This window comes from Mesorhizobium sp. WSM1293, assembly GCF_000513875.1.
Classification (GTDB): domain Bacteria; phylum Pseudomonadota; class Alphaproteobacteria; order Rhizobiales; family Rhizobiaceae; genus Mesorhizobium; species Mesorhizobium ciceri.
On sequence record NZ_AZUV01000004.1, the window covers coordinates 311,353 to 335,412 of the forward strand.

The 24,060-nt window shown below is 64.2% G+C and carries 19 protein-coding genes; 13 read left to right on the forward strand and 6 right to left on the reverse strand.

The window, feature by feature from the left end; genetic code table 11:
• Positions 1-960, reverse strand: coding sequence for an N-acetylmuramic acid 6-phosphate etherase (locus M729_RS0107030; RefSeq protein ID WP_027161162.1), 960 nt, complete (start codon positions 958-960; stop codon positions 1-3).
• Positions 961-1,159: 199 nt separating this feature from the next.
• On the opposite strand from M729_RS0107030, the gene M729_RS0107035 reads away from it, so the two are divergent.
• Genes M729_RS0107035 through M729_RS0107055 form a run of 5 tightly spaced genes read left to right on the forward strand, consistent with a single transcriptional unit; the run spans position 1,160 to position 7,138 of the window.
• Positions 1,160-2,041: an N-acetylglucosamine kinase gene (locus tag M729_RS0107035; RefSeq protein WP_027161163.1), complete on the forward strand. Its 882-nt coding sequence runs from the start codon at positions 1,160-1,162 to the stop codon at positions 2,039-2,041.
• Positions 2,038-2,820 (forward strand): GntR family transcriptional regulator, encoded by a 783-nt coding sequence (locus M729_RS0107040; RefSeq protein WP_027161164.1) that lies wholly within the window; start codon positions 2,038-2,040, stop codon positions 2,818-2,820. Before M729_RS0107035 ends, M729_RS0107040 begins: the two co-directional genes overlap by 4 nt.
• Before the next feature lie 17 nt (positions 2,821-2,837).
• Positions 2,838-3,872 carry an SIS domain-containing protein gene (locus M729_RS0107045; protein WP_024502148.1) on the forward strand — a complete coding sequence of 345 codons (1,035 nt, stop codon included), beginning with the start codon at positions 2,838-2,840 and terminating at the stop codon, positions 3,870-3,872.
• Positions 3,869-5,047: an N-acetylglucosamine-6-phosphate deacetylase gene (gene nagA, locus M729_RS0107050; RefSeq protein ID WP_013528579.1), complete on the forward strand. Its 1,179-nt coding sequence runs from the start codon at positions 3,869-3,871 to the stop codon at positions 5,045-5,047. The genes M729_RS0107045 and nagA overlap by 4 nt, the downstream gene beginning before the upstream one ends.
• Positions 5,048-5,098: 51 nt before the next feature.
• Positions 5,099-7,138, forward strand: coding sequence for an ABC transporter ATP-binding protein/permease (locus M729_RS0107055; protein WP_027161165.1), 2,040 nt, complete (start codon positions 5,099-5,101; stop codon positions 7,136-7,138).
• 27 nt (positions 7,139-7,165) lie between these two features.
• Here M729_RS0107055 and M729_RS0107060 read toward each other — a convergent pair whose 3' ends face one another.
• The 5 genes from M729_RS0107060 to M729_RS0107085 form a co-directional block, all read right to left on the reverse strand.
• Positions 7,166-8,680 carry a malonyl-CoA synthase gene (locus M729_RS0107060; RefSeq protein WP_027161166.1) on the reverse strand — a complete coding sequence of 505 codons (1,515 nt, stop codon included), beginning with the start codon at positions 8,678-8,680 and terminating at the stop codon, positions 7,166-7,168.
• 165 nt (positions 8,681-8,845) lie between these two features.
• Entirely contained in the window at positions 8,846-9,586 is a 741-nt protein-coding gene (locus M729_RS0107065; protein WP_027161167.1) for a GntR family transcriptional regulator, read from the reverse strand.
• Between the two features lie 408 nt (positions 9,587-9,994).
• On the reverse strand, positions 9,995-10,672 hold the full coding sequence (gene rpe / locus M729_RS0107070; protein WP_027161168.1) for a ribulose-phosphate 3-epimerase: 678 nt from the start codon (positions 10,670-10,672) through the stop codon (positions 9,995-9,997).
• Between the two features lie 222 nt (positions 10,673-10,894).
• Positions 10,895-14,743, reverse strand: a complete 3,849-nt coding sequence (locus M729_RS0107080; RefSeq protein WP_027161169.1) for a DUF11 domain-containing protein — start codon at positions 14,741-14,743, stop codon at positions 10,895-10,897.
• Positions 14,744-14,753: 10 nt separating this feature from the next.
• Positions 14,754-16,997 (reverse strand): hypothetical protein, encoded by a 2,244-nt coding sequence (locus M729_RS0107085; RefSeq protein WP_032808071.1) that lies wholly within the window; start codon positions 16,995-16,997, stop codon positions 14,754-14,756.
• A gap of 213 nt (positions 16,998-17,210) precedes the next feature.
• Here M729_RS0107085 and dnaK point away from each other — a divergent pair, with 213 nt between their 5' ends.
• The 8 genes from dnaK (at position 17,211) to M729_RS0107125 (ending at position 24,038) form a co-directional block, all read left to right on the forward strand.
• Positions 17,211-19,127, forward strand: a complete 1,917-nt coding sequence (gene dnaK / locus M729_RS0107090; RefSeq protein ID WP_024502156.1) for a molecular chaperone DnaK — start codon at positions 17,211-17,213, stop codon at positions 19,125-19,127.
• A 212-nt stretch (positions 19,128-19,339) separates the two neighbouring features.
• Positions 19,340-20,470 (forward strand): molecular chaperone DnaJ, encoded by a 1,131-nt coding sequence (gene dnaJ, locus M729_RS0107095; RefSeq protein WP_013528587.1) that lies wholly within the window; start codon positions 19,340-19,342, stop codon positions 20,468-20,470.
• 167 nt (positions 20,471-20,637) lie between these two features.
• Entirely contained in the window at positions 20,638-21,243 is a 606-nt protein-coding gene (gene pmtA, locus M729_RS0107100; protein ID WP_027161171.1) for a phospholipid N-methyltransferase PmtA, read from the forward strand.
• A gap of 159 nt (positions 21,244-21,402) precedes the next feature.
• Positions 21,403-21,999 (forward strand): NADPH-dependent FMN reductase, encoded by a 597-nt coding sequence (locus M729_RS0107105; RefSeq protein WP_024502157.1) that lies wholly within the window; start codon positions 21,403-21,405, stop codon positions 21,997-21,999.
• Entirely contained in the window at positions 21,996-22,694 is a 699-nt protein-coding gene (gene pyrF, locus M729_RS0107110) for an orotidine-5'-phosphate decarboxylase (RefSeq protein WP_013528590.1), read from the forward strand. Before M729_RS0107105 ends, pyrF begins: the two co-directional genes overlap by 4 nt.
• Positions 22,695-22,726: 32 nt before the next feature.
• Positions 22,727-23,014: a DUF1330 domain-containing protein gene (locus M729_RS0107115; protein WP_013528591.1), complete on the forward strand. Its 288-nt coding sequence runs from the start codon at positions 22,727-22,729 to the stop codon at positions 23,012-23,014.
• 239 nt (positions 23,015-23,253) lie between these two features.
• Positions 23,254-23,574: a metalloregulator ArsR/SmtB family transcription factor gene (locus M729_RS0107120; RefSeq protein WP_013528592.1), complete on the forward strand. Its 321-nt coding sequence runs from the start codon at positions 23,254-23,256 to the stop codon at positions 23,572-23,574.
• Entirely contained in the window at positions 23,571-24,038 is a 468-nt protein-coding gene (locus M729_RS0107125; protein WP_027161172.1) for an SRPBCC family protein, read from the forward strand. The genes M729_RS0107120 and M729_RS0107125 overlap by 4 nt, the downstream gene beginning before the upstream one ends.
• Positions 24,039-24,060 lie beyond the last annotated feature (22 nt).

The following is a 24,060-nucleotide window of genomic DNA, read 5'->3' on the forward strand; positions in this document are numbered from 1 at the left end:
TCAGTCTCCCTGTTGACCTTTTTCAGGTTCGGTTTTGATGAGAACAGAGGCTTTTGAGCCCTTGCTCCCCTCTATAGCGGAAAGGGCCGGCCGCAACTTCTGGCCGGCCTCTTCCAGTATCTTCTGCGCCGCGTCAGTGCTGTCGGCGCCGGCGGCGAGCAGAATGGCGGTCTTGACCGCGCCGCCGCTCTTTTCGAGCAGGCGGGCCGCTTCGTCCGTGCCGCGGCCGCTGACGGCGGCGACGATACGCGCCGCGCGGTCGCGCAGCTTGATGTTGTCGGCCATGAGATTGACCATGTAGCCGTCATGCACATGGCCGAGATGGATGGCGGTCAGCGTCGACAGCATGTTGAGCGCGATCTTCTGGGCAGTGCCGGCGCCCATGCGCGTGGAGCCGGCGATCAGTTCCGGCGGCGTTTCGAGCAGGATGGCGGTTTGTGCCTGGCGCAGCAGCGCAGAGTCCCTGTTGTTGGCGATGCCGATGGTGGCAGCGCCGCGGCGGGCAGCCTCCTCGATGGCCCGCACGGCATAGGGCGTCGTGCCGCTGGCGGAAATGGCGATCAGGCAGTCGCCCTTGCCGAGGCCGGCCTCGGCGACCGCTGCCGCGGCTTCCTCGGTATCGTCTTCCGGCCCGCCGGCCAGCGTGCGGAAAGCGTCGTCGCCGCCGGCGATCAGGATGGCGATGCGGTCGCGGTGAATGCCGAAGGTGCCCGGCAGCTCCAGCGCATCGGCCAGTGCCATCAGGCCTGAGCTGCCGGCCGCGGCGTAGGCAAGCTTGCCCCCGCTCTTCAGCCTGCCGGCGATGATCTCGGCGGCCCTCGCGATGGATGGAATGGCATGGCGCACCACCTTGGCGGCTTCGATCTGCGCATCGGCCAAATAGGAAAGGATGGCGTCCGGAGGCTGGATATCCAGCCCCTCGGCATTTTTGTGAAGCGCTTCGGTGCGCGTTTCGGCCATCCCGGTTCCTCCAATACCAGAACAATACCAAAAAAATACCACTTGTCCACACGCATTAACGAATTCGCGGGCCGGAAATCGCTGAGCCGCCGAAATACGCAGATTTTTCAATAAAATACGGCTTAAACTTTTTGAAACGGAAATTAACCCTTGGCTATTGGTATTTTATTGGTATTATCCGCCCGGAGGAGAAATCAACGTGAATTTCGTGCTCGGAATCGATGGCGGCGGCACCAGCTGCAGGGCCGCCCTGGCAACGGCGGACGGCACGGTGATCGGCCGCGCCAAAAGCGGCGCCGCCAACATCCGCACCGACCTGACCGGCGCTCGCTCGAACATCGTCGAGGCCGCCAGGCAGGCGTTCCTCGTCGCCGGGCAGGATCCGGAACTGATCCCGCGAACGCCCGCAATTCTCGGCCTTGCCGGCGCCAATGTCGGCACCTACCGGCAGCAGCTCGAGGCGATCCTGCCATTCAGCATCAGCCGCGTCGAGACCGACGCCGAAATCGCGCTGGAAGGCGCTGTCGGCTCCGGTGACGGCGCCATGGCGATCCTCGGCACTGGCACCGCCTATATGGCGCGCAGACAAGGCAAATCGCGCGCCATCGGCGGCTGGGGCTTCCAGGTTGGCGACCAGGGCAGCGGCGCCCGTATCGGCCGCGACCTGCTCGAACAGACACTGCTTGCCTATGACGGCGTCCGCGCGGGCTCGCCGCTGACGCAGAGCATGCTGGCCGTCTTCCGCAACAACCCGGAGGATGTCGTCGAATTCACCACCAATGCCAAGCCCGGCGATTTCGGCGGCTTCGCACCCAAGGTGTTCGAACACGCCGAGAAGGGCGACAGCGTCGCCAACTGGATCCTCGACAGGGTGGTTGCCGATGTCGAAGCCTCGCTCGGCGCGCTCGATCTCGCCGACGACGCGCCGCTGTGCCTCCTCGGCGGGCTGGCGCCGCTCTACGCGCCGCGCCTGTCTGCCCGCTACCGGGCGCTGCTGAAGCCGCCGCTCGACGACGCGCTGGGCGGCGCGGTGCAGATGGCGGTTCGCCTTTTCGCCGGACACGCGGGGGCAACTCGATGAGCGAGGCCGCCGACCAGATCTTCGCCACGCTGAAACATCAGGCGCAAAGCGGCGCGCCGCTTTATCTGCAGCTGCGCAAGAGCATCGAGGACGCGGTCAATCGCGGCCTGATCGGGCCGGGCGACGCGCTGCCCTCCGAACGCGACATCGCCACCAAGGCCGATATTTCGCGGGTCACCGTGCGCAAGGCGGTGCAGGACCTGGTCAAGGGCGGCATCCTGGTGCAGCGCCACGGCTCCGGCACCTTCGTGGCGCGGCGCATGGAGCGTGTCGAACAGTCGCTGTCGCGGCTGACCTCGTTTACCGAGGACATGGCGCGGCGCGGCATGGTGGTGCGTTCGGCATGGCTCGACCGCGGCCTTTACGCACCTTCGCCCGACGAAATGATGGTGCTCGGCCTGTCGTCGAACGAACTGGTGGCGCGCGTGGCGCGCCTGCGCATTGCCAACGACACGCCGCTGGCGATCGAGCGGGCCTCGCTGTCGGCCAGCGTGTTGCCCGACCCGGCCGACATAGGCTCCTCGCTCTATGCCGCGCTGGAATTGACCGGCAATCGGCCGGTGCGGGCGGTGCAGCGCATTTCCGCCGCCAATCTCGGCGACAGCGACGCGCGCCTGCTCGAGGTGCCGCCAGGCATTGCCGGCCTGCACATCGAACGTATTTCCTATCTGGCGAGCGGCAAGGTGATCGAATTCACCCGCTCTATCTACCGGGGCGACGCCTATGATTTCGTCGCCGAACTGCGGCTGACAGGGCCGAGCGAAGAGGGCCGACCATGAGCACGACAGAGCCGACCATGTCGACAGAGATGACCCATATGCGGCGCGAGATCGAGGAGGTCCCGCAGGCCGTCGCCCGCCTGCTCGACGGCTCCGGCGCCGTGCTGACCGAAGCCGGGCGCGGCATCCGTGAACGTGACCCGCAGTTCGTCGTCACCGTGGCGCGCGGCTCGTCCGACCATGCCGCCACCTTCATGAAATACGCCGTCGAGCTGACCGCGGGCCTGGCCGTCGCATCGGTCGGGCCGTCGATCGCCTCGATCTATGGCCGCAAGCTCAGGCTCGCCGGCTCGGCCTGCCTGGCGATCTCGCAGTCGGGCAAGAGCCCCGACATCGTCGCCATGGCCGAAACCGCGCGGGCGGGAGGCGCGCTGACCGTCGCCATCACCAACACCGCCGATTCGCCGCTGGCGCGTGCCTCGGACTATGCGATCGATATCCTGGCCGGCCCCGAGCGCAGCGTCGCGGCCACCAAAACCTTCATCAATTCGGCCGTCGCCGGCCTCGCTCTGATGGCGCATGCCACCGGCGACGATGCGCTGCTGGCGGCGCTTGCCCGCCTGCCGGAGCATTTCGGCAAGGCGATCGCCTGCGACTGGATGAGCGTGCTCTCTGAGACGATCGAGAAGCAGAAGTCGTTGTTCATCCTCGGCCGCGGACCGTCGGCGGCGATGGCCAATGAGGCTGCGCTTAAATTCAAGGAGACCTGCGGCATGCATGCGGAAGCCTACAGCGCCGCCGAGGTCATGCATGGCCCGCTGGCGCTGGTCGGCCCTGATTTTCCGGTGCTGGCGCTGGCCGCGCGCGACGCGTCCGAACCGTCGATTGCCGAGGCCGCCGACAGCCTGGCGGCCAAGGGCGCGCCGGTGTTCGTCACCTCGGCACTTGCCCAACGCGCCGTGCGCCTGCCGCATGTCGCCACCGGCCATCCACTGACCGATCCGCTGACGCTGATCGTCTCCTTCTACATGTTCGTCGAGGCGTTTGCCCGCCATCGCGGTCTCGACCCGGACACGCCGCGCAATCTTCGCAAGGTGACGGAGACCGTATGAGCAATCGCTTTGCCCTGACTGGCGCCCGGATTTTCGACGGCGACGATTGGCATGAAGGCCACGCGCTGGTCGTGCGCGACGGTCTCGTCGAGGCCATTTTGCCCACGGGCGCCGTCCCCTCGGACATCGCCCTCGTCGACGCCGGTGACGGCCTGCTGGTGCCGGGCTTCGTGGACCTGCAGGTCAATGGCGGCGGCGGCGTCATGCTCAACGACCATCCCGATGTCGCTTCCATCGAGACCATCTGCCGCGCGCACGCGCCCTTCGGCACGACGGCGCTGCTGCCGACGCTGATCACCGACACGCCTGCAATCACGGCCGCCGCTGTCGCCGCCGGCGAGGCGGCGGCGCGCCAGAAGGTGCCTGGCTTTCTCGGGCTGCATCTCGAAGGCCCGCATTTGTCGGTCGCCCGCAAGGGCGCGCATGATCCGGCGCTGATCCGGCCGATGACGGATGCCGACCAGGCGATGCTGATCGCGGCGCGGCAAAAGCTGCCGGTGCTGCTGACCACCATCGCGCCCGAATCCGTCGAGCCGGCTCGCGTCGCGGCGCTGACTAAGGCCGGCGTCATCGTCAGCCTTGGCCATTCCGACACCGGCTACGCCACCGCCAGCGCCTTTGCCGCGGCGGGCGCCTCGATGGTTACCCACCTGTTCAATGCGATGAGCCAGATCGGCAATCGCGAGCCTGGCCTGGCGGGCGCCGCCATCGACATCGGCACCTTGTCGGCCGGTCTCATCGCCGACGGCATCCATGTCGATCCGGCCACCATCAAGATCGCACTGCGCGCCAAGCAGGGGCCGGCCAGGATCGTTCTGGTCACCGACGCCATGGCGACAATCGGCACCGACATGACGTCGTTCACGCTCAACGGCCGTACCATCTATCGCAGGCATGGCAGCCTGCGGCTCGGCGACGGAACGCTGGCGGGCGCCGATCTCGACATGATCTCGGCCATTCGTTTCACCCACCGCGTCATCGGGGTCGAGCTTTCCGAGGCCTTGCGCATGGCTTCGCTCTATCCGGCGCAAGCAATCGGCCAGTCGCACCGGCTTGGCCGATTCGCCAACGGCACGGCTGCGGATATTGTCGCGCTGTCGGACGATCTCGACCCGAAGGGCGTCTGGATCGGCGGCGAAAAGGTTTTTGGAGCCGGCTACGGCACTGCGCATTGATATCGGCTGTCGTCGTGAAACCTTTTGATTTTGAGGTCGTTGTCGGAGCGTATGTCCGAGGCGAAACCCAAATTGAAACAGGCCGACGGCATCAAACCGCGCGGTGCCTTGAAGCCGCGACAGCAAGCGCCGCGTGACCAGAGGCCGCGCCACGAGGATCTGCGCGAAAAAAAACCGCCGACTGCCGAAGCTGCCCCCGAGGTCGACGGCCAGCCGGGACCGCCCCCGGAGGCTGTCGAGCCGGATCCGCAACTGACGCCCGAAGAAGCCGAGCAGGCGCGCCGGAAATACCTGCTGCGGCGTTTCTGGATCAGCGGGCGCGGCTACTGGGCCAGGCGGGGCGATGGGCTTGCCTGGCCGCTCACGATCGGGCTGTTGATCCTGATCTGCGTCAATGTCGGCTTTCAATACGGGATCAACGTCTGGAACCGCTCCTTCTTCGACGCCATCGAGCAACGCAACGTCCACACCGTCTATGTGCTTAGCGCCATATTCCTGCCGCTCGTCGCTGGAAGCGCGGGCCTTGTGGTCGCGCAGGTCTATCTGCGCATGACGATCCAGCGCCGCTGGCGTTCCTGGCTGACCACCGCCGTCATCGCACGCTGGCTTGCCAATGGCCGCTACTACCAGTTGAATCTCGTCGCCGGCGACCACTCGAACCCCGAAGCCCGCCTCACGGAGGATCTGCGGATCGCCACCGAGTCACCGGTCGATTTCATCTCCGGCGTCCTCAATGCGTTCCTGTCGGCCTCGACCTTCATCGTGGTGCTGTGGACGATCGGCGGCGCGCTCACCTTGCCGATCGGTGGCGAAAACCTGACCATTCCCGGCTTCCTCGTCATCACCGCAGTCATCTATGCCGCCATCACCTCCACGTCGATGGTGGTCATCGGCCGGCATTTCGTCCGCCTCTCCGAGCAGAAGAACCAGGCGGAAGCCGAATTCCGCTACACGCTGACGCGGGTACGCGAAAACGGCGAGAGCATCGCATTGCTCGGCGGCGAGGAGGAGGAGCGCAGCGGCATCGACAGGAATTTCGGTCATGTGCTCAGGCAATGGGCGCTGCTGACGGGCCAGCACATGCGCACGGCGCTGGTATCGCAGGGGTCGAGCCTGTTTGCGCCGGTCGTGCCGGTCCTGCTCTGCGCGCCGAAATTCCTCGAAGGCTCGATGTCGCTCGGACAGGTGATGCAGGCTGCCTCCGCCTTCGCCATCGTGCAGGGCGCGTTCGGATGGCTGGTCGACAACTACCCGCGTCTTGCCGACTGGAACGCCTCGGCGCGGCGCATCGCCTCGCTGATGATGTCGCTCGACGGGCTCGAGCGTGCGGAGCAGAGCGACGCGCTCGGACGCATCCAGCACGGCGAAACCGAAGACGGTGCGATGCTCAGCCTCGACGATCTCTCCGTCACGCTCGACGACGGCACCTCTGTGGTCAAGGAAACCGAGGTTGCGATCGAACCGGGCGAGCGTGTGCTGGTGGCTGGCGAATCCGGCTCGGGCAAGTCGACGCTGGTGCGGGCCGTTGCCGGCCTGTGGCCGTGGGGCGGCGGCAGCGTCAATTTTCATGCCGACAGGCGACTGTTCATGCTGCCGCAACGTCCCTACATCCCCTCGGGCACGCTTCGCCGCGCGGTCGCCTATCCCGCGGCCGCGGACAAGTGGACGATCAAACAGATCAAGGCCGCCCTGGACAAGGTCGGCTTGGCCTATCTTGCCGAAAGGATCAAGGAAGAAGCGCCATGGGACCAGACGCTGTCGGGCGGCGAAAAGCAGCGTCTCGCTTTCGCGCGCCTGCTGCTGCACCGCCCCGATATCGTCGTGCTGGATGAAGCAACCTCGGCGCTCGACGAGAAGAGCCAGGACGCCATGATGGCGACGATGATCCGCGAATTGCCCGATGTCACCATCATCAGCGTGGCGCACCGTGCCGAGCTGGAAGCCTTCCACAGCCGCAAGATCACCCTCGAACGGCGCGAGGGCGGCGCCAAGCTTGTCAGCGACATCAACCTCGTGCCGCGCAAGCGCAACCTGCTGAAGCGCGCCTTGTGGGGCTCCGGCAGTCGGGTCGAAAGGGCGCGCAAGGAGTAAGGCGCCGCTGCCCCGGGCTCCGCGCAACTATGATGCGTATATGTCCTTGTAGGTGTCGCGCAGCAGGTTCTTCTGTACCTTGCCCATGGTGTTGCGCGGCAGTTCATCGACGAAGATCACCCGCTTCGGATGCTTGTATTTCGCCACCCGTCCGGCGATGGCGCCGAGAATTTCGGCACCGGTGATCCGCGATGACGGCGCCCGCACGACGACGGCGGTGACGCCTTCGCCGAAATCCGGATGGGCAACGCCGATGACGGCGCTTTCGCTAACCCCGTCGAGCGCATCGATCTCGCTTTCGAGCTCCTTCGGGTAGATGTTGTAGCCGCCCGATATGATCAGGTCCTTGCCGCGGCCGACGATGTGGACATAACCGTCGGCGTCGATCGTACCGAGATCGCCGGTGATGAAAAAACCGCCGGCGCGGAATTCCGCCTTGGTCTTCTCCGGCATGCGCCAATAGCCGCCGAAAACATTTGGGCCCTTCACCTCGATCATGCCGACCTCGCCCTGCGCAAGCGCTGCGCCGCTGTCGGGATCGGTGATGCGAAGCGTGACGCCGGGCAAGGGGAAACCGACGGTGCCGGCGCGCCGCTCGCCCTCATAGGGGTTCGAGGTGTTCATGTTGGTCTCGGTCATGCCGTAGCGTTCGAGGATCGCGTGGCCGGTGCGCTCGCGCCAGATCTTGTGCGTCTCGGCCAGCAGCGGCGCCGACCCGGAAATGAACACACGGATGTTTTTCGCCGCCTCATGGTCCAGCCCCTCATGCTGCAGCAGGCGCACGTAGAAGGTCGGCACCCCCATCAGGGCCGTGGCACGCGGCAGCAGCGAGGCGATGCGGGCCGGATCGAACTTCTGCTCGAACAGCATCGAGGCGCCGGCCATCAGGACGACGTTGGTGGCGACGAACAGGCCGTGCGTGTGGAAGATCGGCAATGCGTGGATCAGCACGTCGTCTCCGGTGAAACGCCAGTGCTCGACCAGCACGCGCGCGTTCGAAGCAAGGTTCTCGTGGCTGAGCATGGCGCCTTTCGAACGGCCGGTGGTCCCCGACGTGTAGAGGATTGCCGCGAGGTCATCCGGCCCGCGCGCCACGTCATGAAAATCCGTCGGCAGCCGCGAGGCCTGGTCGGTCAGCGATCCCCGGCCATCGCGGCCGAGCGTGACGGTGACGGCGCCCGTCTTTTCCGCCAGCGCGCCGATGTCGGCCGCTCTTGCCGGATCGCAGACGACCAGGCGTGGTTCTGCGTCGCCGAAGAAATACTCCAGCTCAGCCAGCGTGTAGGCGGTGTTGAGCGGCAGGAAGACGGCGCCGGCGCGCAGGCAGGCGAGATAGAGCATGACCGCTTCCGGGCTCTTCTCGACCTGCACGGCAACGCGGTCACCGGGCTCGACATCCAGTTGCAGGAGCGCATGCGCAAACTGCGCCGAGCGGGCCAGCATATCGCCATAGGTGATCGAGCGGCCATCATCGGTTTCCATCAGCAAGCGCGCTGGCGCCGGCATCCGGAACCGGAACGCATCGAACAGATGATTGCTCATGAAGACTTCCCTGGGGTGCTGCGGCGCTGAGCATGCGCCTGTCGCGGCATGCCTCGGCGGCGAGAGTTCGCGGTTCTTAGCCGCGCCGTCAAGCCCGCCGACAGCGGTCGCCGACGCAGGTTGCGTGCAAGAAACGAGCACAAGAGACCCGCCAGGAAACGACTGCTATCGCCGAGCGCGTTTGCCGGCGATTTCTTTCGTTTCCTCGTCCTGCTCGAAGCGCTTCATGCACATGGCCGCAGTCAACCGGTAGTGGTTGAGCAGGGCCTCGACGGCACCGTCGGCATTGCCGTCCAGGGCATATTCGGCGATCAGACGATGCTCGCCGAAATCGTCGCGCTGGACGCCTTCGCCATCATTGGCCATTTGCCGGTAGCGATAGGCGTGATCGGAGAGCTGGTCGCAAAACCCCACCAGCCATTGCGACCGGCAGGCCGAAATCAGCACCCTGTGGAAGATGCGATGCAGCCTCTCCCAATCGGGATTGAGCGAGAAGAGATTCTGCGGTGCCAGGCGTGACGCGCGTCCCAGGCGATGCAGCGCCAGCACGAGCTGTTCTTCCCATTCGGCGGTGCGGTGGGCGATGGATTCGCGAAGCGCTCGCTCCTCGAGCCAGCAGCGGGTGCGCGTCAGCTCCTCGAGTTCCGAGGCGCTGACCGGCATGATGAAGAAGCCGCGCTGGTCGTGCCGGCCGAGAAGCCCTTCCGAGGCGAGGCGATTGAGGGCTTCGCGGACAGGCGAGGCGCCGGCCCCATATTTGGAGACCACCCACTCGACCCGCAGCTTGCTCTCGGCTTCAAGGACACCGCCGAGAAGATCGTCCCGCAATTGCTGATAGACCGTAGTGGCAAGCGTGCTCTTCGGTCCGGCAGCGTCGTCGTTCAGATTGGCAGCTCCGTATGTCAAAGCGACTCCTTGTCCCCAGGACTTGTCCCGGGCGATTCGAGTCCGAAAGCATTCGCCTTCTCGTACTTGTACCATACAGCGCGAAGATTCGCCTGCTCAAGCAGAAGATCACGTTATTGTACTTTAGCACAAAGGAATATGCGGCATTTGGGAGTTCAATGCTGTAATTCCGTGCATTTTCACAACCTGCGGGCACTTAACATGTTTTGTATGCACGCAGGAGAACCTGTTCTTTTTGTTCTTTTGTATTCGTGCGAGATCAACTGTCTGCTTTGGGCATAGACGACGGAGCTGAAAACCGAATCAGGCAATCGCTCACATCCGATGCCGTTGCCCCAAAAGCTTCACAAACCCGCCCGGCACCAGAACCTTAGCCGGCATGCAGGGCTGACGCGGGAACACTGCTGATCAACCGGCTGCCTTATCGGCTGCCGTCCTGATCGCCTGGATGTTCTGCCGATAAGCCTCGACGCTGCCGCCTTTGAAGATGGCGGCGCCCGCCACCAGCACATCGGCGCCGGCAGCGGTGACCAGCGGCGCGGTTTCGGCTGAAACACCGCCGTCGATCTCGATTCGGATCGGCCGGCCTCCGATGAGGGCCTTGACCCGCTTCACCTTGTCGACGATCGCTGGGATGAAGGCCTGGCCGCCGAAGCCCGGATTGACGGTCATGATCAGGATCAGGTCGAGCCGGTCGAGCACGTATTCGACCACGCTTTCCGGCGTCGCCGGATTGAGCGACACACCGGCCTTTTTGCCAAGGTTCCTGATGGTCTGCAGCGAGCGGTCAAGATGCGGGCCGGCCTCGGCATGGACGGTCAAACCGTCGCAGCCGGCCTCGGCGAAAGCGGCCAGATAGGGGTCGGCCGGGGCAATCATCAGATGGCAGTCGAAGAAGGCCTTGGTGCGGTTGCGGATCGCCTTGATCACTGGCGGGCCAAAGGTGATGTTGGGCACGAAATGCCCGTCCATAACATCGAGATGTATCCAGTCGGCGCCGGCTGCCGCTACCGCTTCGACCTCATCGCCGAGTTTGGAAAAATCCGATGCCAGCACCGATGGTGCAATCAGGGTCTTTCTGCTCATGGATGCGGCCTTTCCGAGTGTCCTTCTCGTTGGCCACCCTATCGACTGCCTAATGCGCCGCAGCCGACTTGTCGAGGGTGCAGGCGCGGTCGACGCGCAGGCTGGGACGCGTGCCGTTATCCGCGATCATGCTGCGGCCAATTCCCGCTTGTCCCCACAGCTGCGAAGAAAACCCCGCCGGATTGCTCCGGCGGGGTTTCTGGTCTCGTGTCGAGCAGGTGGTTATTGCTGCTGGAGCTTCAGGATTCTGTCTGGAACCTGGTCCTGCCGCTGTTCGACTTGCGGCCTGCGCCGTGGCAGCACCTGCTGCAGCAGCAGGCCGGGGTTCAGCTCCAGCGACGGTTGTCCGCGGACCGCCCGGCAGTTCGGGTAGCGCCCGATCGTGCCTTCCGGGCAGCGCCTCCTGATGATCGGCTGGCACTGGCCATCGATCATCTGCGAGCCCGGTGCGCATTCCACCTCCTGCCTGCGGCATGCGCCGTTGATCACCTCGGTGCCGCGCGGGCAGACACACTCGCGGCGCTTGTTGTGGACCTGGCCGCGTATGTCGCATTGCTCCTGCGTCGGCTGCTTGCGCCGGCAGGCATTGCCCCGCACCTCGGTACCCCTCGGGCAGACACAATTGCCGTCGGCGTCGTGGACCTGGCCACGGATGGTGCACTGGTCAGGCCTTGGCCGGATCGGGCGGCAGGCGCCGTTTCTGACCTCGTTGCCTTGCGGGCAGACGCAGTCTCCGTCCGCGTCGTGGACCTGGCCACGGATGATGCACTGCTCAGGCTTCGGCCGGATCGGACGGCAGGCGCCATTGCGCACCTCGGTCCCTCGCGGGCAGACACAGTCTCCATCGGCATCGTGGACCTGGCCACGGATCGTGCACTGCTCCGGCTTTGGCTGGATCGGGCGGCAGGCATTGCCCCTGATCTCGGTTCCCCTGGGGCAAACACAATCGCCATCCGCATTGTGGACCTGGCCACGGATAGTGCACTGCTCGGGCTTGTCGGTCCTGACGCACCTGCCGTTCTCGAGCCCGGTTCCGCGTGGGCAGACGCAGCGTCCGTCCTCGGTGCGGATCTGGCCCTCGAGCAGCACACAGCGTTTCGGCTGTTCCGGCTTCGGCACGATACCACCGCCCGGCGAGCACTGGCCGTTGCGGTAGGTGGTGCCTTCGGGGCAGACGCAGCGGCCGGCATCGTTCATGACGAAGCCTTGCGAGCATTCCTTCCTCGTCTCCTCCTGGCTAATGGTGAAGGGATGGCAGGCATAGGCCTTGCCGCGATCGCCCTGCACATTGATCTGATCGCCGCCAAGCACGTCGCCACCGCCCTGCACCCGTGTGTCGGGAGACAGCACGCCGACGCAGTTCTGGCCGCTGACATTGCCCTGCAGATTGGCCAGGCGGCCGTCGTCGGGAATGACCACGGTGACATGGTGCACCCGGCTTTCGCCGGCGCCGAGCGTCAGGTTGGCAATGCAGGACGCAGGCAAGGTTGCCGGTTCCGGCGAGCAGCCGAAGGGCGGATCGATCGAGGTGATCTCAACGCCTTCCAGCCTGCCGAGCCCCTCCACGCCGATCGCATCGCCGATGCGGACCGGCCCGGAGAAGGCGGTCGCTCCGTCATTGGTGATGGTGATCTCGAACGAGCAGGGTTGGCCGAGCCTGCATTCGCGGTCGCCGGTCTTTTCGACACGGATGGTCGAAGAACCGCCGCCCTTGGCGCAGGCCTGGCCAAAGGGATGGACGACGTCGTCGCCCGGCGCAGGCCCATAGGAGCCGCGCGCGCAGTTTTCGAACGCGCCATTCGCCGAGACCGTCACGTCGAAGTGGCGGCTGGTTCCAGGTGTCATAACGGCACCGGGAATCTGGCACGACAGCGCATTGGCCGGAACCGGTCCGCACGCCCATTCCGCGCCGTCGGGGGTGACGGTCTGGATCTGGACGGGCGCGCCGCCGGCCACCAGCGTGGCGGCATCGTTGACCCGCACCGGACCGGTGGGGGCAGCGGTGCCAAGGCTGATGACGGTGATGCGGCAAGAGACGACCGCGGCACCGGCGAGCGAGCCGTTGCACACCTTGGTGATGCGCAGGGTCGGCTTGCCGCCATTGGGATGACGGAAGCGTTCCTTGGCGCAGGCCTTGTTGTTGGTGAGGTCGTTTTCACCGGGGATGGGCTTCACCTCAGCGCAATTCTCGACAGTGTCCGACTGGTAGCCGGCCGGCATGACCGCCTTCACGAAGATCGGCGTCGAGGCGCCCGCAGGCAGCGAGATGCCGGCATTGTCGCAACGGAACTGGCCGGGGCCGTTCGGTCCGCATGTCCAGGGCGGGTTCGGGCCGAAGGTCGAGGACGACGGCGCGCCGCCCGGATAGCTGTCGATCACCGTCAGCGGTCCGTTATAGGTCGATGTGCCGTTGTTGATGATGTCGATCACGAAGGTGCAGATGCCGTCGGCCGAGCAGACCGGGACGCGGGCACGCTTCTTCAGGATCAGGTCGACCTTCTTCTCCACCGGCGGCCGGCAGTCGCGGTCACGGTCGCCGCGCCGGCAGATCGGGATCGAGGCACAGCCGCGATCGTTCGACTGGCTGCCGAACAGCGGCTTGCCGCTGGCGCCATAATTGTAGGTGGCGCAGTTGCGTAAAGCACCGCCTTGCCAGCCTCCGGCCGGCTTGAAGCCGAGCTTGAGGTCGACGGAGGCCCCCGGATTGAGCGTGGTCACCGGATGTGTGCAGGTCATCGGGGTGGTTCCGGGTACGCAGACCCAGGGTGGATTTGGCCCTGAATCGAGCGTCGAGCCGGCCGGCAGCGTCACCTCGTCGAGCACGATCTTGCCGTGGTAGGCACCGGTGCCGACATTGGTGACCCTGATGGTGAAGTCGCAGCCGCCGCCCATCGTGCAACGCGTCACGTCGGCGCGTTTCTCGACCTTGAGGTCCGGCTCCTTGTCCCTAGGCGGGCACCTCTGGTCACGCGGGATGACGATGTCGATCGTCTGCGTGCAGCACAGGCCCCAGCCTTCCTTCGGACCGGCATAGGTTTCGATGCCGGTGACGATGAGGTGGATGACGTCGCCGGGCGAGGCACCGACGATCTTCCAGTTGAGCACACCGCCGCCCGCCGGCACCAATTGGGTATCGGGGATGATATTGATGCCGGGCGTGCTCGTCGACACCTGCACCCACTTGCCGCCCATCTCCGGGCCGACCGGCATGTGGTAGATGAAGGCGCCGCCGCCGGGCACGCAGTCGACCGTGCCGCGTTCCACCTTGAAGCATTCCTTGCCCGGAGGTGGCGGTGGCGGATTGCACTTGGTGACGTCGATCTTGATCGAGGTCTTCACGCCGGTCTTGAAGTCACCGTCGTCGGGCTTGCCCGGATCCTGCGACGGGATGATGGTCCCGGTGCCCGGTCCGGCCGTCACCTTGATCATGCCCTGGTTGTCGACGATCGTCGGCGCGGGAAATGCCGCACGATCGATCTTGGCCGTGATCGCGAAGTTGATCACACGCTCGTTGGCAGCGCCGACGCCGTCGAGATCGGACGTGGAGATGCGGAAGTCGGAAACCGTGGCAGTATCGTTCGGATTTGCCGAAGTGCTGATCGTTGCACCCGGCAGTGGTCCGCCGGACGAATCCGTGCCGTCGCCGGACACGTTGACGTTGATGATCGCAAGGCCGTGCGGAAGCTGGTCCTTGAAGTCGATCCTGACCTTCTTCAGCCTGGCCTCGAGGCTCGGGTCGGCAAGGCCCTGCGGATCGCCGCGCAAGCCGAAGCTCAGCGAGTAGACGACGTAATCGCAGCCTCTTTGAGTGCCTGTCTTGGTGAAGAAAGGCACCACCTGGTCAGGCCTCGGAGTGACGACGCGCGAACTGTCGAGATCGAGCTTCAGCTCCGGGGTGATCGAGGCAGCGTCTTCTGCAAAGCCTTGCACCGGGGTGAACATGGCGACCGCGATACCGGCCGCCATCAGCCAGCGCGCGCCGCGCCTGGCGTATGACAGGGGTTTCATGATCGTCTCCATGACGGTTGTTTGGGCGTTCGTTGCGAGCGGGGAGAGTGCGAGATTTTTCATCTTCCCCTCCTCAACGTTCGCAGCTGGCGGCTGGGGTTCTGAGCGGCAAAGTCATCTTGCAGCAAGGGTAATAGCCACCCTTGTCCTTGTCGGACTTCCTGTAGAAGCAGAGCCCGACATCGACTGTGTCGCCCGGATAGTGGCCGGTGATGTCGATCGTGTAGGGCTTGCCGGGCGCATGCGACTGGGATGATGTCACCCCGACGCCTGGCGTCCTGGACTGGACCTTGATCGAATCGCCGCCGAAGCCGGCATGGTCATGGAGATAGAGATCGGCCTCGAGGCCGGAAGGCGTGCAGTAATACTGGACGTCGTCGACGTCGAGACATGGAGGCAGGTTGCCGGGTGGTGGGAAATCCGGCGGGTAGAAGGGGGGCAGGTAGCCGCCCGGGATTTCCTCGTAATAGCCGGCGCGGCCCTCGCAAGGGTGCCAGACGGCAACATCGCCGACATGGCCCTCGACCTCCGGGTCTTCGAAATAACCGTCGAAGTCGACGAACCATGAGCCGAAGGGCGGCACATTGGCCGGCTTGACCAGCTCTTTCGGCGTGATCTGCACACCGTGTACGGCCAGCGGCCCGCCGGCTGCGAGCTGTTCGGCGAGTGAAGGATTGTCGCGCAGCTTGTCGCCCGTGTTGACCAGCGTCTGCGTGCAGACGGAGCTGTCGAGATTGCCGTCGGCATCATAGCCATATTGCAGATCAAGACCGCCGGCCGACTGCCGGTTGCCTTGGGGGAAGCCGACCGCATATTCCTGCGGCACTTCGACCCAGACCGATTCCGTTTCCGGATCGTCCGGGTTCTCCCGGAAGTAGCGGATGACCTCGCCTTTACCGGAATCGGCGAACTGGCTGTAATCGTAACGGTTCTCGACCGGACCGCGCTGGGCGAGGTACATGAAGCCGCTATTGTCGAAGGCGATGTCGGTGACGGCGTAGTCCTTGTCGGCCCTGACCGTCAGTTCCCAGCGCGGGTCACCGGCAAAACTGCCGTCGCGAGCGATGCCCACCGACCAGATTTCCGACTTTTCGCCGACCGAATAGTAGAGCCGGCCGCCATGGTAGGAGACACCCCAGACGCGGCGCTCGTCCTGCGTGTAGCCCCAGCTGTCGGGGTCTTCGCTATCGAAGGCGGCACCTTGTATGTCCATCACCGAACCATCGTCGGCGACGGGAGCGAGCCCATGCGTGGGCCGGCCGGCAACGCCGTGATCGAAGCTGTCGATCAGTCTGCCTTCGGCGTCGATGCGATGGATCAGGCCGGTGTCGAGATCGGACGCAAAGAACTCGCGGTGAGTGGCGTCGAAAGTGAGATTGCCGATGCCGGGACCGCTGTTGGTGTCGATGTCGGCGAATTTGGAGACCTGGCCGGTGATGCCGTCGATCTTCCAGACGGTGCCCGGCCCACCACCGTTTTCGGTGCCGAACTGGCCATCCATGAAGGTGGCACCGGCAGCGCCGCGGCGCTGCCTCTCGGGGCGGCCGTCATCGTCGGCATCCGGGGTGACGATACGGATGCCGTGCAGCGAGGTGGCGCCGGCATAGAGATTGGGAATGCCCGATGGAACGCCGTCGCGCACGCCGTCATCATAGGTGACGCCGAACACCTGGCCGATCTGCTCCGCCGTCACCTCGAAGGGCGGCGGCGTGTTGACCAGCTGGCCGGAGGCTGGGCCGCCCAGATGCGAAACGTCGAACACGCGCAAGGTGGCGCGCGTGGGGTCGATGAAGGTTTCGTCGACCGGATCGACGCCGGGCGGCAGGCCCTCTTTTTCGGAATCAGGGGGGTCGAAATTGGGAATGATGGTGCCGGAGAATCCGGTCACCGCCATCGAGCCGGGATAGATGATCCGGGTTTCCTGCGCCTGCGCGGCGCCCAGCCACAGGCCGAGTGCCAGCGCCAGCAACCCGCCTGGATGCACAGCACGGCGCAAGCCGCCATCAAGAGACGACACGAACGAGCCGCGGATGCGAGACATGACACTACCCCCCGTAGTCGACGGGAGAACGTCGGGGCTGGCCGCGCAAATCAGGGCAAGGCGCGGCGGTCCGGCTCGTTCTTCCCTGATCGAATTGTCTGCTTTCCTCAAGACGACGATACGCCTGGTCTTACGCAGGGTCAACGGAATCAGCGGAAAGCCCAGCGCATCGACCCCGTCCCGAAGGCGGTGGTCGCGCCGAGCTCCTGTTGTTCCCGGAGACCTCAGAGCCTCTGGGTTATTGGTCATGGGGGCTTCCTTTCCGGGCCGCACCATGCGGCACCTGGAGATCAGTCGCGGGCGGAGATGGAAAGGTTCATGGAAGGCCTGCGCAGAATGCTTGCGCGCGATGCCGCCTGTTCTTATATACGCGCCAAGCCGTTCGGCGCCGGAATGCCGGTTGCCGGAACGGGATTTCTTGTGAACAGGGGCTTTCGTCGGAACGCCTGTACGGGTCCTGAGAGCCTGCTTAGCGGAGAGACTAGAGAAATGGCAAAAGTAATCGGTATCGATCTCGGCACCACCAACTCCTGCATCGCCATCATGGATGGCAAGGAGCCCAAGGTAATCGAGAATGCGGAAGGCGCGCGCACGACGCCTTCCATCGTCGCCATCTCGGGCGACGACGAACGTCTGGTCGGCCAGCCGGCCAAGCGCCAGGCGGTCACCAATCCTGAAAACACCATCTTCGCGGTCAAGCGCCTGATCGGCCGCCGCTATGACGATCCGGTGACGGAGAAGGACAAGAAGCTTGTCCCCTACAAAATCGTCAAGGGCGACAATGGCGATGCCTGGGTCGAAGCCGGCGGCAGGAAGCAGTCGCCCTCGCAGATTTCGGCCATGATCCTGCAGAAGATGAAGGAGACGGCGGAAGCCTATCTCGGCGAAAAGGTCGAGAAGGCGGTCATCACCGTTCCGGCCTATTTCAACGACGCCCAGCGCCAGGCGACCAAGGATGCCGGCAAGATCGCCGGCCTTGAAGTGCTGCGCATCATCAACGAGCCGACCGCGGCAGCGCTTGCCTATGGCCTCGACAAGAAGGAAGGCAAGACCATTGCCGTCTATGACCTTGGCGGCGGCACGTTCGACATTTCGGTGCTCGAAATCGGCGATGGCGTGTTCGAGGTCAAGTCGACCAATGGCGACACCTTCCTCGGCGGCGAGGATTTCGACATGCGCCTGGTCGAATACCTGGCGGCCGAGTTCAAGAAGGAACAGGGTATCGACCTGAAGAACGACAAGCTTGCCCTGCAGCGCCTCAAGGAGGCGGCTGAAAAGGCCAAGATCGAGCTGTCGTCGACCACCCAGACCGAAATCAACCTGCCCTTCATCACCGCCGACGCGACCGGGCCGAAGCACCTGACGCTGAAGCTGACGCGCGCCAAGTTCGAGCAGCTGGTCGACGACCTCGTCCAGCGCACGATTGCCCCTTGCAAGGCGGCGTTGAAGGATGCCGGCCTGAAGGCGGGCGAGATCGACGAAGTCGTCCTGGTCGGCGGCATGACCCGCATGCCCAAGATCCAGGAAATCGTGAAGCAGTTCTTCGGCAAGGAGCCGCACAAGGGCGTCAATCCGGATGAGGTCGTCGCTCTCGGCGCCGCCATCCAGGCCGGCGTGCTGCAGGGCGACGTCAAGGACGTGCTGTTGCTCGACGTGACGCCGCTGTCGCTCGGCATCGAGACGCTGGGTGGCGTGTTCACCCGCCTGATCGAACGCAACACGACGATCCCGACCAAGAAGAGCCAGGTGTTCTCGACGGCCGAGGACTCACAGTCGGCAGTGACCATCCGGGTCTTCCAGGGTGAGCGCGAAATGGCCGCCGACAACAAGGCGCTCGGCCAGTTCGACCTGGTCGGCATTCCGCCGGCGCCGCGCGGCGTACCGCAGATCGAGGTCACCTTCGACATCGACGCCAACGGCATCGTCAACGTTTCGGCCAAGGACAAGGGCACCGGCAAGGAGCACCAGATCCGCATCCAGGCATCGGGTGGTCTTTCGGACGCCGACATCGAGAAGATGGTCAAGGACGCCGAGGCCAATGCCGAGACCGACAAGAAGCGGCGTGCGCTGGTCGAGGCCCGCAACCAGGCCGAAGCGCTGCTGCATTCCTCGGAGAAGTCGCTGAAGGAATATGGCGACAAGGTTTCGGAAGGCGAGCGCACGGCGATCTCCGACGCGATCGCGGCGCTGAAGACCGCGACCGAAGGCGACGACGCGGCCGACATCGAAGCCAAGAGCCAGGCGCTGGCCGAGGCTTCTATGAAGCTTGGCCAAGCCATGTACGAGGCTTCGCAGAAGGAAGCGGCGGAAGCCGACGCCAAGGCGGACGCCGCCAAGGACAGTGACGTTGTCGACGCCGATTTCGAGGAAATCGACGAGGACGACGACAAGAAGAAGTCGGCCTGAACCGTTTGACGGCAAGATAAAGCGAAAAGCCCGGCGAAGGCCGGGCTTTTTTGCAACCCCTTGCAGAAAAACAGCGGGCCTTGCTGAAAAAATGCAGGCAAAGCCGCGTCGACACTGGCATCCCCCTTCCATCGCACCTAAATCGAAGCGTCAGTGCCGGCAAGAGACGCAACAATGCTTCAAGACGTTGAGCATCCGGACAGCGGGAAAAAATGAAAGCTGATTTCTACGAGACGCTGGGCGTGCAAAAAGGCGCCGATGAGAAGGAGCTCAAGAGCGCTTTCCGCAAGCTCGCCATGCAATTCCATCCCGATCGCAACCCCGGCGACCATTCCTGCGAGCACAAGTTCAAGGAAATCAACGAAGCCTACGAGACGCTGAAAGACCCGCAGAAGCGCGCGGCCTATGACCGCTTCGGTCACGCCGCCTTCGAACAGGGCGGCATGAATGGCGGGGCCCAAGGCTTTGGCGCCGGCGGCTTCGCCGACATTTTCGAGGACATTTTCGGCGACATGATGGGCGGGCGCCAGCGCCGCTCGTCGGGCGGCCGCGAGCGCGGCGCCGACCTGCGCTACAACATGGAAATCACCCTGGAAGAGGCTTTTGCCGGCAAGACCGCACAGATCCGGGTGCCGGCGTCGATCTCGTGCTCTGAATGTTCGGGCAGCGGCGCCAAGCCCGGCACCCAGCCCGTCACCTGCTCGATGTGCAACGGCCACGGCAAGGTGCGCGCCACGCAAGGCTTCTTCTCGATCGAGCGGACCTGCCCGCAATGCCAGGGGCGCGGCCAGACGATCAAGGATCCGTGCCCGAAATGCGCCGGCCAGGGCCGCGTCACCGAGGAGCGTTCGCTGTCGGTCAACATCCCGGCCGGCATCGAGGACGGCACCCGCATCCGCCTTGCCAATGAGGGCGAAGCCGGCCTGCGCGGCGGGCCCTCGGGCGACCTCTATATTTTCCTGGCGGTCAAACCGCACGAGTTCTTCCAACGCGACGGCGCCGATCTCTATTGCAAGGTGCCGATCTCGATGACGACGGCAGCCCTTGGCGGCTCCTTCGAGGTGACGACGCTGGACGGCACGCAGACCAAGGTCAAGGTGACCGAAGGCACACAGAACGGGCGCCAGTTCCGCCTCAAGGGCAAGGGCATGCCTGTGCTGCGCCAGCCTAATGTCGGCGACCTCTACATCCAGACCGCGGTCGAGACGCCGCAGAACCTGACCCGGCGCCAGCGCGAACTTCTGGAGGAGTTCGAACAGCTCTCCTCGCAGGACAATTCGCCTCAATCGAGCGGCTTTTTCGCCCGTATGAAGGATTTCTTCGAGTCTTTCGGCGAGCGTTGATGCGCTTTGGCCCGCGTAAGCCGATTTGCCACGCGTAAATCCTTGAATCGCGTCGCCCCTTGAGACGCGACGAAAATTATCTTATCCACGACATGCGTCCGGCCGCGCCTTGCCTAGCACCGCTCAGGTGCTAAGTAACTTTGCGGGGAGCGCTGAGGAGAGCTTGCATGACACGTGGCCCTGGACTGCGGAAGGCGCTTGTCGAAAAGTTCGACGACGAACTCAAATTCTTCAAGGGCTGGATCGACAAGCCGAAGACGGTTGGCTCGATCGTGCCGACCAGTTCGATCACCGCGCGCAAGATGGCCTCGATCGTCAATCCTAAATCCGGCCTGCCAGTGCTCGAGGTCGGTCCCGGTACCGGCGTCATCACCCGCGCCATTCTCGCCCAGGGCGTACGCCCCGAAAACCTCTACGCTGTCGAATATTCCACGGATTTCGTTCGTCACCTGCGGCGGCTCTATCCCGGCGTCAACGTCATCGAGGGCGACGCCTTCAACCTCAACGCCACGCTTGGCGACAAGAGCGGGATGATCTTCGATTCCGTCGTTTCGGGCGTGCCGCTGCTCAACTTTCCGGTCGCCCAGCGCATCGCCTATATCGAGAGCCTGCTCGACCGCATCCCGGCCGGACGGCCGATCGTGCAGCTGACCTACGGACCGATGTCGCCGATCCCGGCCGGCCGCGGTGACTACACGGTCAAGCATTTCGATTTCATCCTCCGCAACATTCCTCCGACGCAGCTGTGGATCTATCGCCGCGAAGCGCACTAGTGAGAAGGGAATAAGGCAATAGGGGAGTAAGGGAGTAGGGATGAAGGGTTCCATTTCCAGGCTATTTTCTACTCCCATATTCCCTACTGCCCTATTCCCCTATCCAGCCGTTGATTTGAGCCGTCCTTGGCTGTACCTGTCCGGGAACAAGGGTGGCCAATGGCAGTGATCCCGAAAATCCTCGTCTTCGCCGGCTCGGTGCGCAGCGGCGCCTATAGCGGCAGGGCCGCCGACGTGGCGCAAAAGGAACTCGCCATGCAAGGTGCCGAGGTGACCCGCATCTCGCTCGCCGAATACCCCCTGCCGATCATGGACGAAGACCTGGAAAAGGAAAAAGGCGTTCCCGAAAACGCCCAGAAACTCGGCCGTCTGATTGTCGCCCATGACGGGCTGCTGATCGCCACACCCGAATATAACGGCTCCATTCCGCCGCTGCTCAAGAACACGATCGACTGGGTGAGCCGGGTGCGCAGGGATGGTGGCCGGCCAGTCAGGCCGCTGGCCGGCAAGGTCGTTGGCCTCTGCTCGTCCTCCAACGGGCACTTTGCCGGTATCCGCTGCATCAACCATCTGCGCGCGGTGCTGGTGCGTTGCCAGATGGAGGTGGTGACGCCGGAATGCTCGGTGCCCGACGGCGGTGACGCCTTCGACGAGGATGGAAATTTCCGTGACGAAAGACTGCACAAATCGATGGAGCACCTATGCCGCACGCTGATCGAGACCTCGCGCCTGCTGTCCACCCGGATCGAGGCATGATCGCCAATAGCATGCGCGACCGGCTCATCGTCGGCCTCGACGTGCCGACAGTGAAGCAAGCCGAGCAGGCAGTGCGCGAACTCGACGGCATCGTCTCCTTCTACAAGATCGGCTACCAGCTTGCCTTCGCCGGCGGGCTCGACTTCGCCAGGGAGCTGGCCAGCGGCGGCACCAACGTCTTCCTGGACATGAAGCTGCTCGACATCGACCACACGGTGGCCAAGGGTGTCGAGAACATCGTCAAGATGGGCGTGACCATGCTGACCATTCACGCCTATCCCAAGGCTATGCAGGCCGCCGTAGAGGCGGCCAGAGGCAGCGACCTTTGCCTGCTTGCCGTCAGCGTTCTGACCTCGATGGACGAGCAGGACATGATCGACGTCGGCTATGAGTACGATCCGCATACGCTGGTGCTTAGGCGCTCGGAACAGGCGCTGCATGCCGGCATGGGCGGCATCGTCTGCTCGGCCGCGGAGGCCGAGGCGGTGCGCCGGATCGTGGGACCCGACATGGCGGTGGTGACGCCCGGCATCCGGCCGGCGGGCAGCGACCATGGCGACCAGAAGCGCGTGGTGACGCCGGGCCAGGCGATTCGCAACGGCGCCAGCCACCTCGTCGTCGGCCGTCCGATCATTGCTGCGGCCAACAAACGGGAAGCGGCCGAAGCCATCCTCGACGAGATGCGCTCGGCCTGAGATTTCCAGGAACAAGTTCGGAGACCAAGAAAATGCCCAAGGGATATTGGATCGCTCGTGTCGATGTGCGCGACGCGGAAGGCTACAAGGACTATGTCGCCGCCGCCAAACCTGCCTTCGAGCGCTTCGGGGCGAAGTTCCTGGCGCGCGGCGGCGAGCATGAAAAGGCCGAAGGCCCCGGCCGCGCACGCAATGTCATCATCGAGTTCGAATCGCTGGCTGCCGCACACGATTGCTACCATTCGCCGGAATACCAGCGCGCCGCCGCCATCCGCCAGAAGGTCGCCGATGGCGAGATCGTCCTGGTCGAGGGCGCCTGAGGTCCCCTGCAAGCATAGTTCCGGTTTTAGCCGGAGACGTGCTCAAAATCGGATAGAGCCTGGCGGCGTTTGAAGCCTCGCAGGCTCATTTTACATATCTTTGCTCCGCGATTTCACGGTGATCTGCCTGGAGCAGTTGCCAGGTGCGGAGCCGTGCCGACGAGCGCAACGCCGGTCGGATTGCCGGTTGACATGCAGGTATTTACCTGCATATTATGCCTTACAACAGAGTGAGGCAGATGGACGCCGACAAGGTTTTCAAAGCGCTGGGCGACCCGACGCGCAGAAGGCTGCTCGACCTTCTGTGCGAGCAGAACGGGCAGACGCTCGGTCAGCTTTGCGATCATCTGGACATGGCCAGGCAATCCGCCACCCAGCACCTCGACCTGCTGGAGGCGGCCAATCTGGTGAGCACGGTCAAGCGCGGCCGCGAAAAGCTGCATTTCATCAATCCCGTGCCGCTGCACGAAGTCTACGAGCGCTGGGTACGGAAATTCGAACGGCAGCGGCTCAGCCTGCTGCACGACCTGAAGCAGGAACTCGAAGGAGAAGACCAATGACCACCAGAGAGACCACGAGCTTTGTCTACGTGACCTATATCCGCTCGACGCCGCAGAAGGTGTTCGAGGCGATAATCAAGCCCGAGATCGCAAAACGCTACTGGGGCCACGAGAATGTCTCCGACTGGAAGCCGGGTTCGAAATGGGAACACATCCGCGCCAATGACGAACGGACCGTCGAACTCGTCGGCAAGGTCGTCGAGATTTCGCCGCCGACCCGCCTCGTCATCACCTGGGCGAACGCTTCGCAGGCGGACGATCCGTCAAAAACCAGCCGCGTGACGTTCGCCATCGAGGAATACGACACCATGGTGCGGCTGACCGTCAGCCATGACGAGCTCGAAGCCGGCAGCGGCATGGCGAAGGGCGTCAGCCAGGGCTGGCCGGCGGTGCTGTCCAGCTTGAAATCCTTCCTTGAAACCGGCAGCGGCATCGACATTTTCGCCAAGCCGAAATCGGCCTGATGTTGCGACCTCGAGCAGAATC

Coding starts and splice junctions, on each gene's coding strand:
- M729_RS0107030 (WP_027161162.1), bottom strand. CDS start 960: ATGGCCGAAACGCGCACCGAAGCGCTTCACAAAAATGCCGAGGGGCTG.
- M729_RS0107040 (WP_027161164.1), top strand. CDS start 2,038: ATGAGCGAGGCCGCCGACCAGATCTTCGCCACGCTGAAACATCAGGCG.
- M729_RS0107045 (WP_024502148.1), top strand. CDS start 2,838: ATGTCGACAGAGATGACCCATATGCGGCGCGAGATCGAGGAGGTCCCG.
- nagA (WP_013528579.1), top strand. CDS start 3,869: ATGAGCAATCGCTTTGCCCTGACTGGCGCCCGGATTTTCGACGGCGAC.
- M729_RS0107055 (WP_027161165.1), top strand. CDS start 5,099: ATGTCCGAGGCGAAACCCAAATTGAAACAGGCCGACGGCATCAAACCG.
- M729_RS0107060 (WP_027161166.1), bottom strand. CDS start 8,680: ATGAGCAATCATCTGTTCGATGCGTTCCGGTTCCGGATGCCGGCGCCA.
- rpe (WP_027161168.1), bottom strand. CDS start 10,672: ATGAGCAGAAAGACCCTGATTGCACCATCGGTGCTGGCATCGGATTTT.
- M729_RS0107080 (WP_027161169.1), bottom strand. CDS start 14,743: ATGAAAAATCTCGCACTCTCCCCGCTCGCAACGAACGCCCAAACAACC.
- M729_RS0107085 (WP_032808071.1), bottom strand. CDS start 16,997: ATGGTGCGGCCCGGAAAGGAAGCCCCCATGACCAATAACCCAGAGGCT.
- dnaK (WP_024502156.1), top strand. CDS start 17,211: ATGGCAAAAGTAATCGGTATCGATCTCGGCACCACCAACTCCTGCATC.
- dnaJ (WP_013528587.1), top strand. CDS start 19,340: ATGAAAGCTGATTTCTACGAGACGCTGGGCGTGCAAAAAGGCGCCGAT.
- pmtA (WP_027161171.1), top strand. CDS start 20,638: ATGACACGTGGCCCTGGACTGCGGAAGGCGCTTGTCGAAAAGTTCGAC.
- M729_RS0107105 (WP_024502157.1), top strand. CDS start 21,403: ATGGCAGTGATCCCGAAAATCCTCGTCTTCGCCGGCTCGGTGCGCAGC.
- pyrF (WP_013528590.1), top strand. CDS start 21,996: ATGATCGCCAATAGCATGCGCGACCGGCTCATCGTCGGCCTCGACGTG.
- M729_RS0107115 (WP_013528591.1), top strand. CDS start 22,727: ATGCCCAAGGGATATTGGATCGCTCGTGTCGATGTGCGCGACGCGGAA.
- M729_RS0107120 (WP_013528592.1), top strand. CDS start 23,254: ATGGACGCCGACAAGGTTTTCAAAGCGCTGGGCGACCCGACGCGCAGA.
- M729_RS0107125 (WP_027161172.1), top strand. CDS start 23,571: ATGACCACCAGAGAGACCACGAGCTTTGTCTACGTGACCTATATCCGC.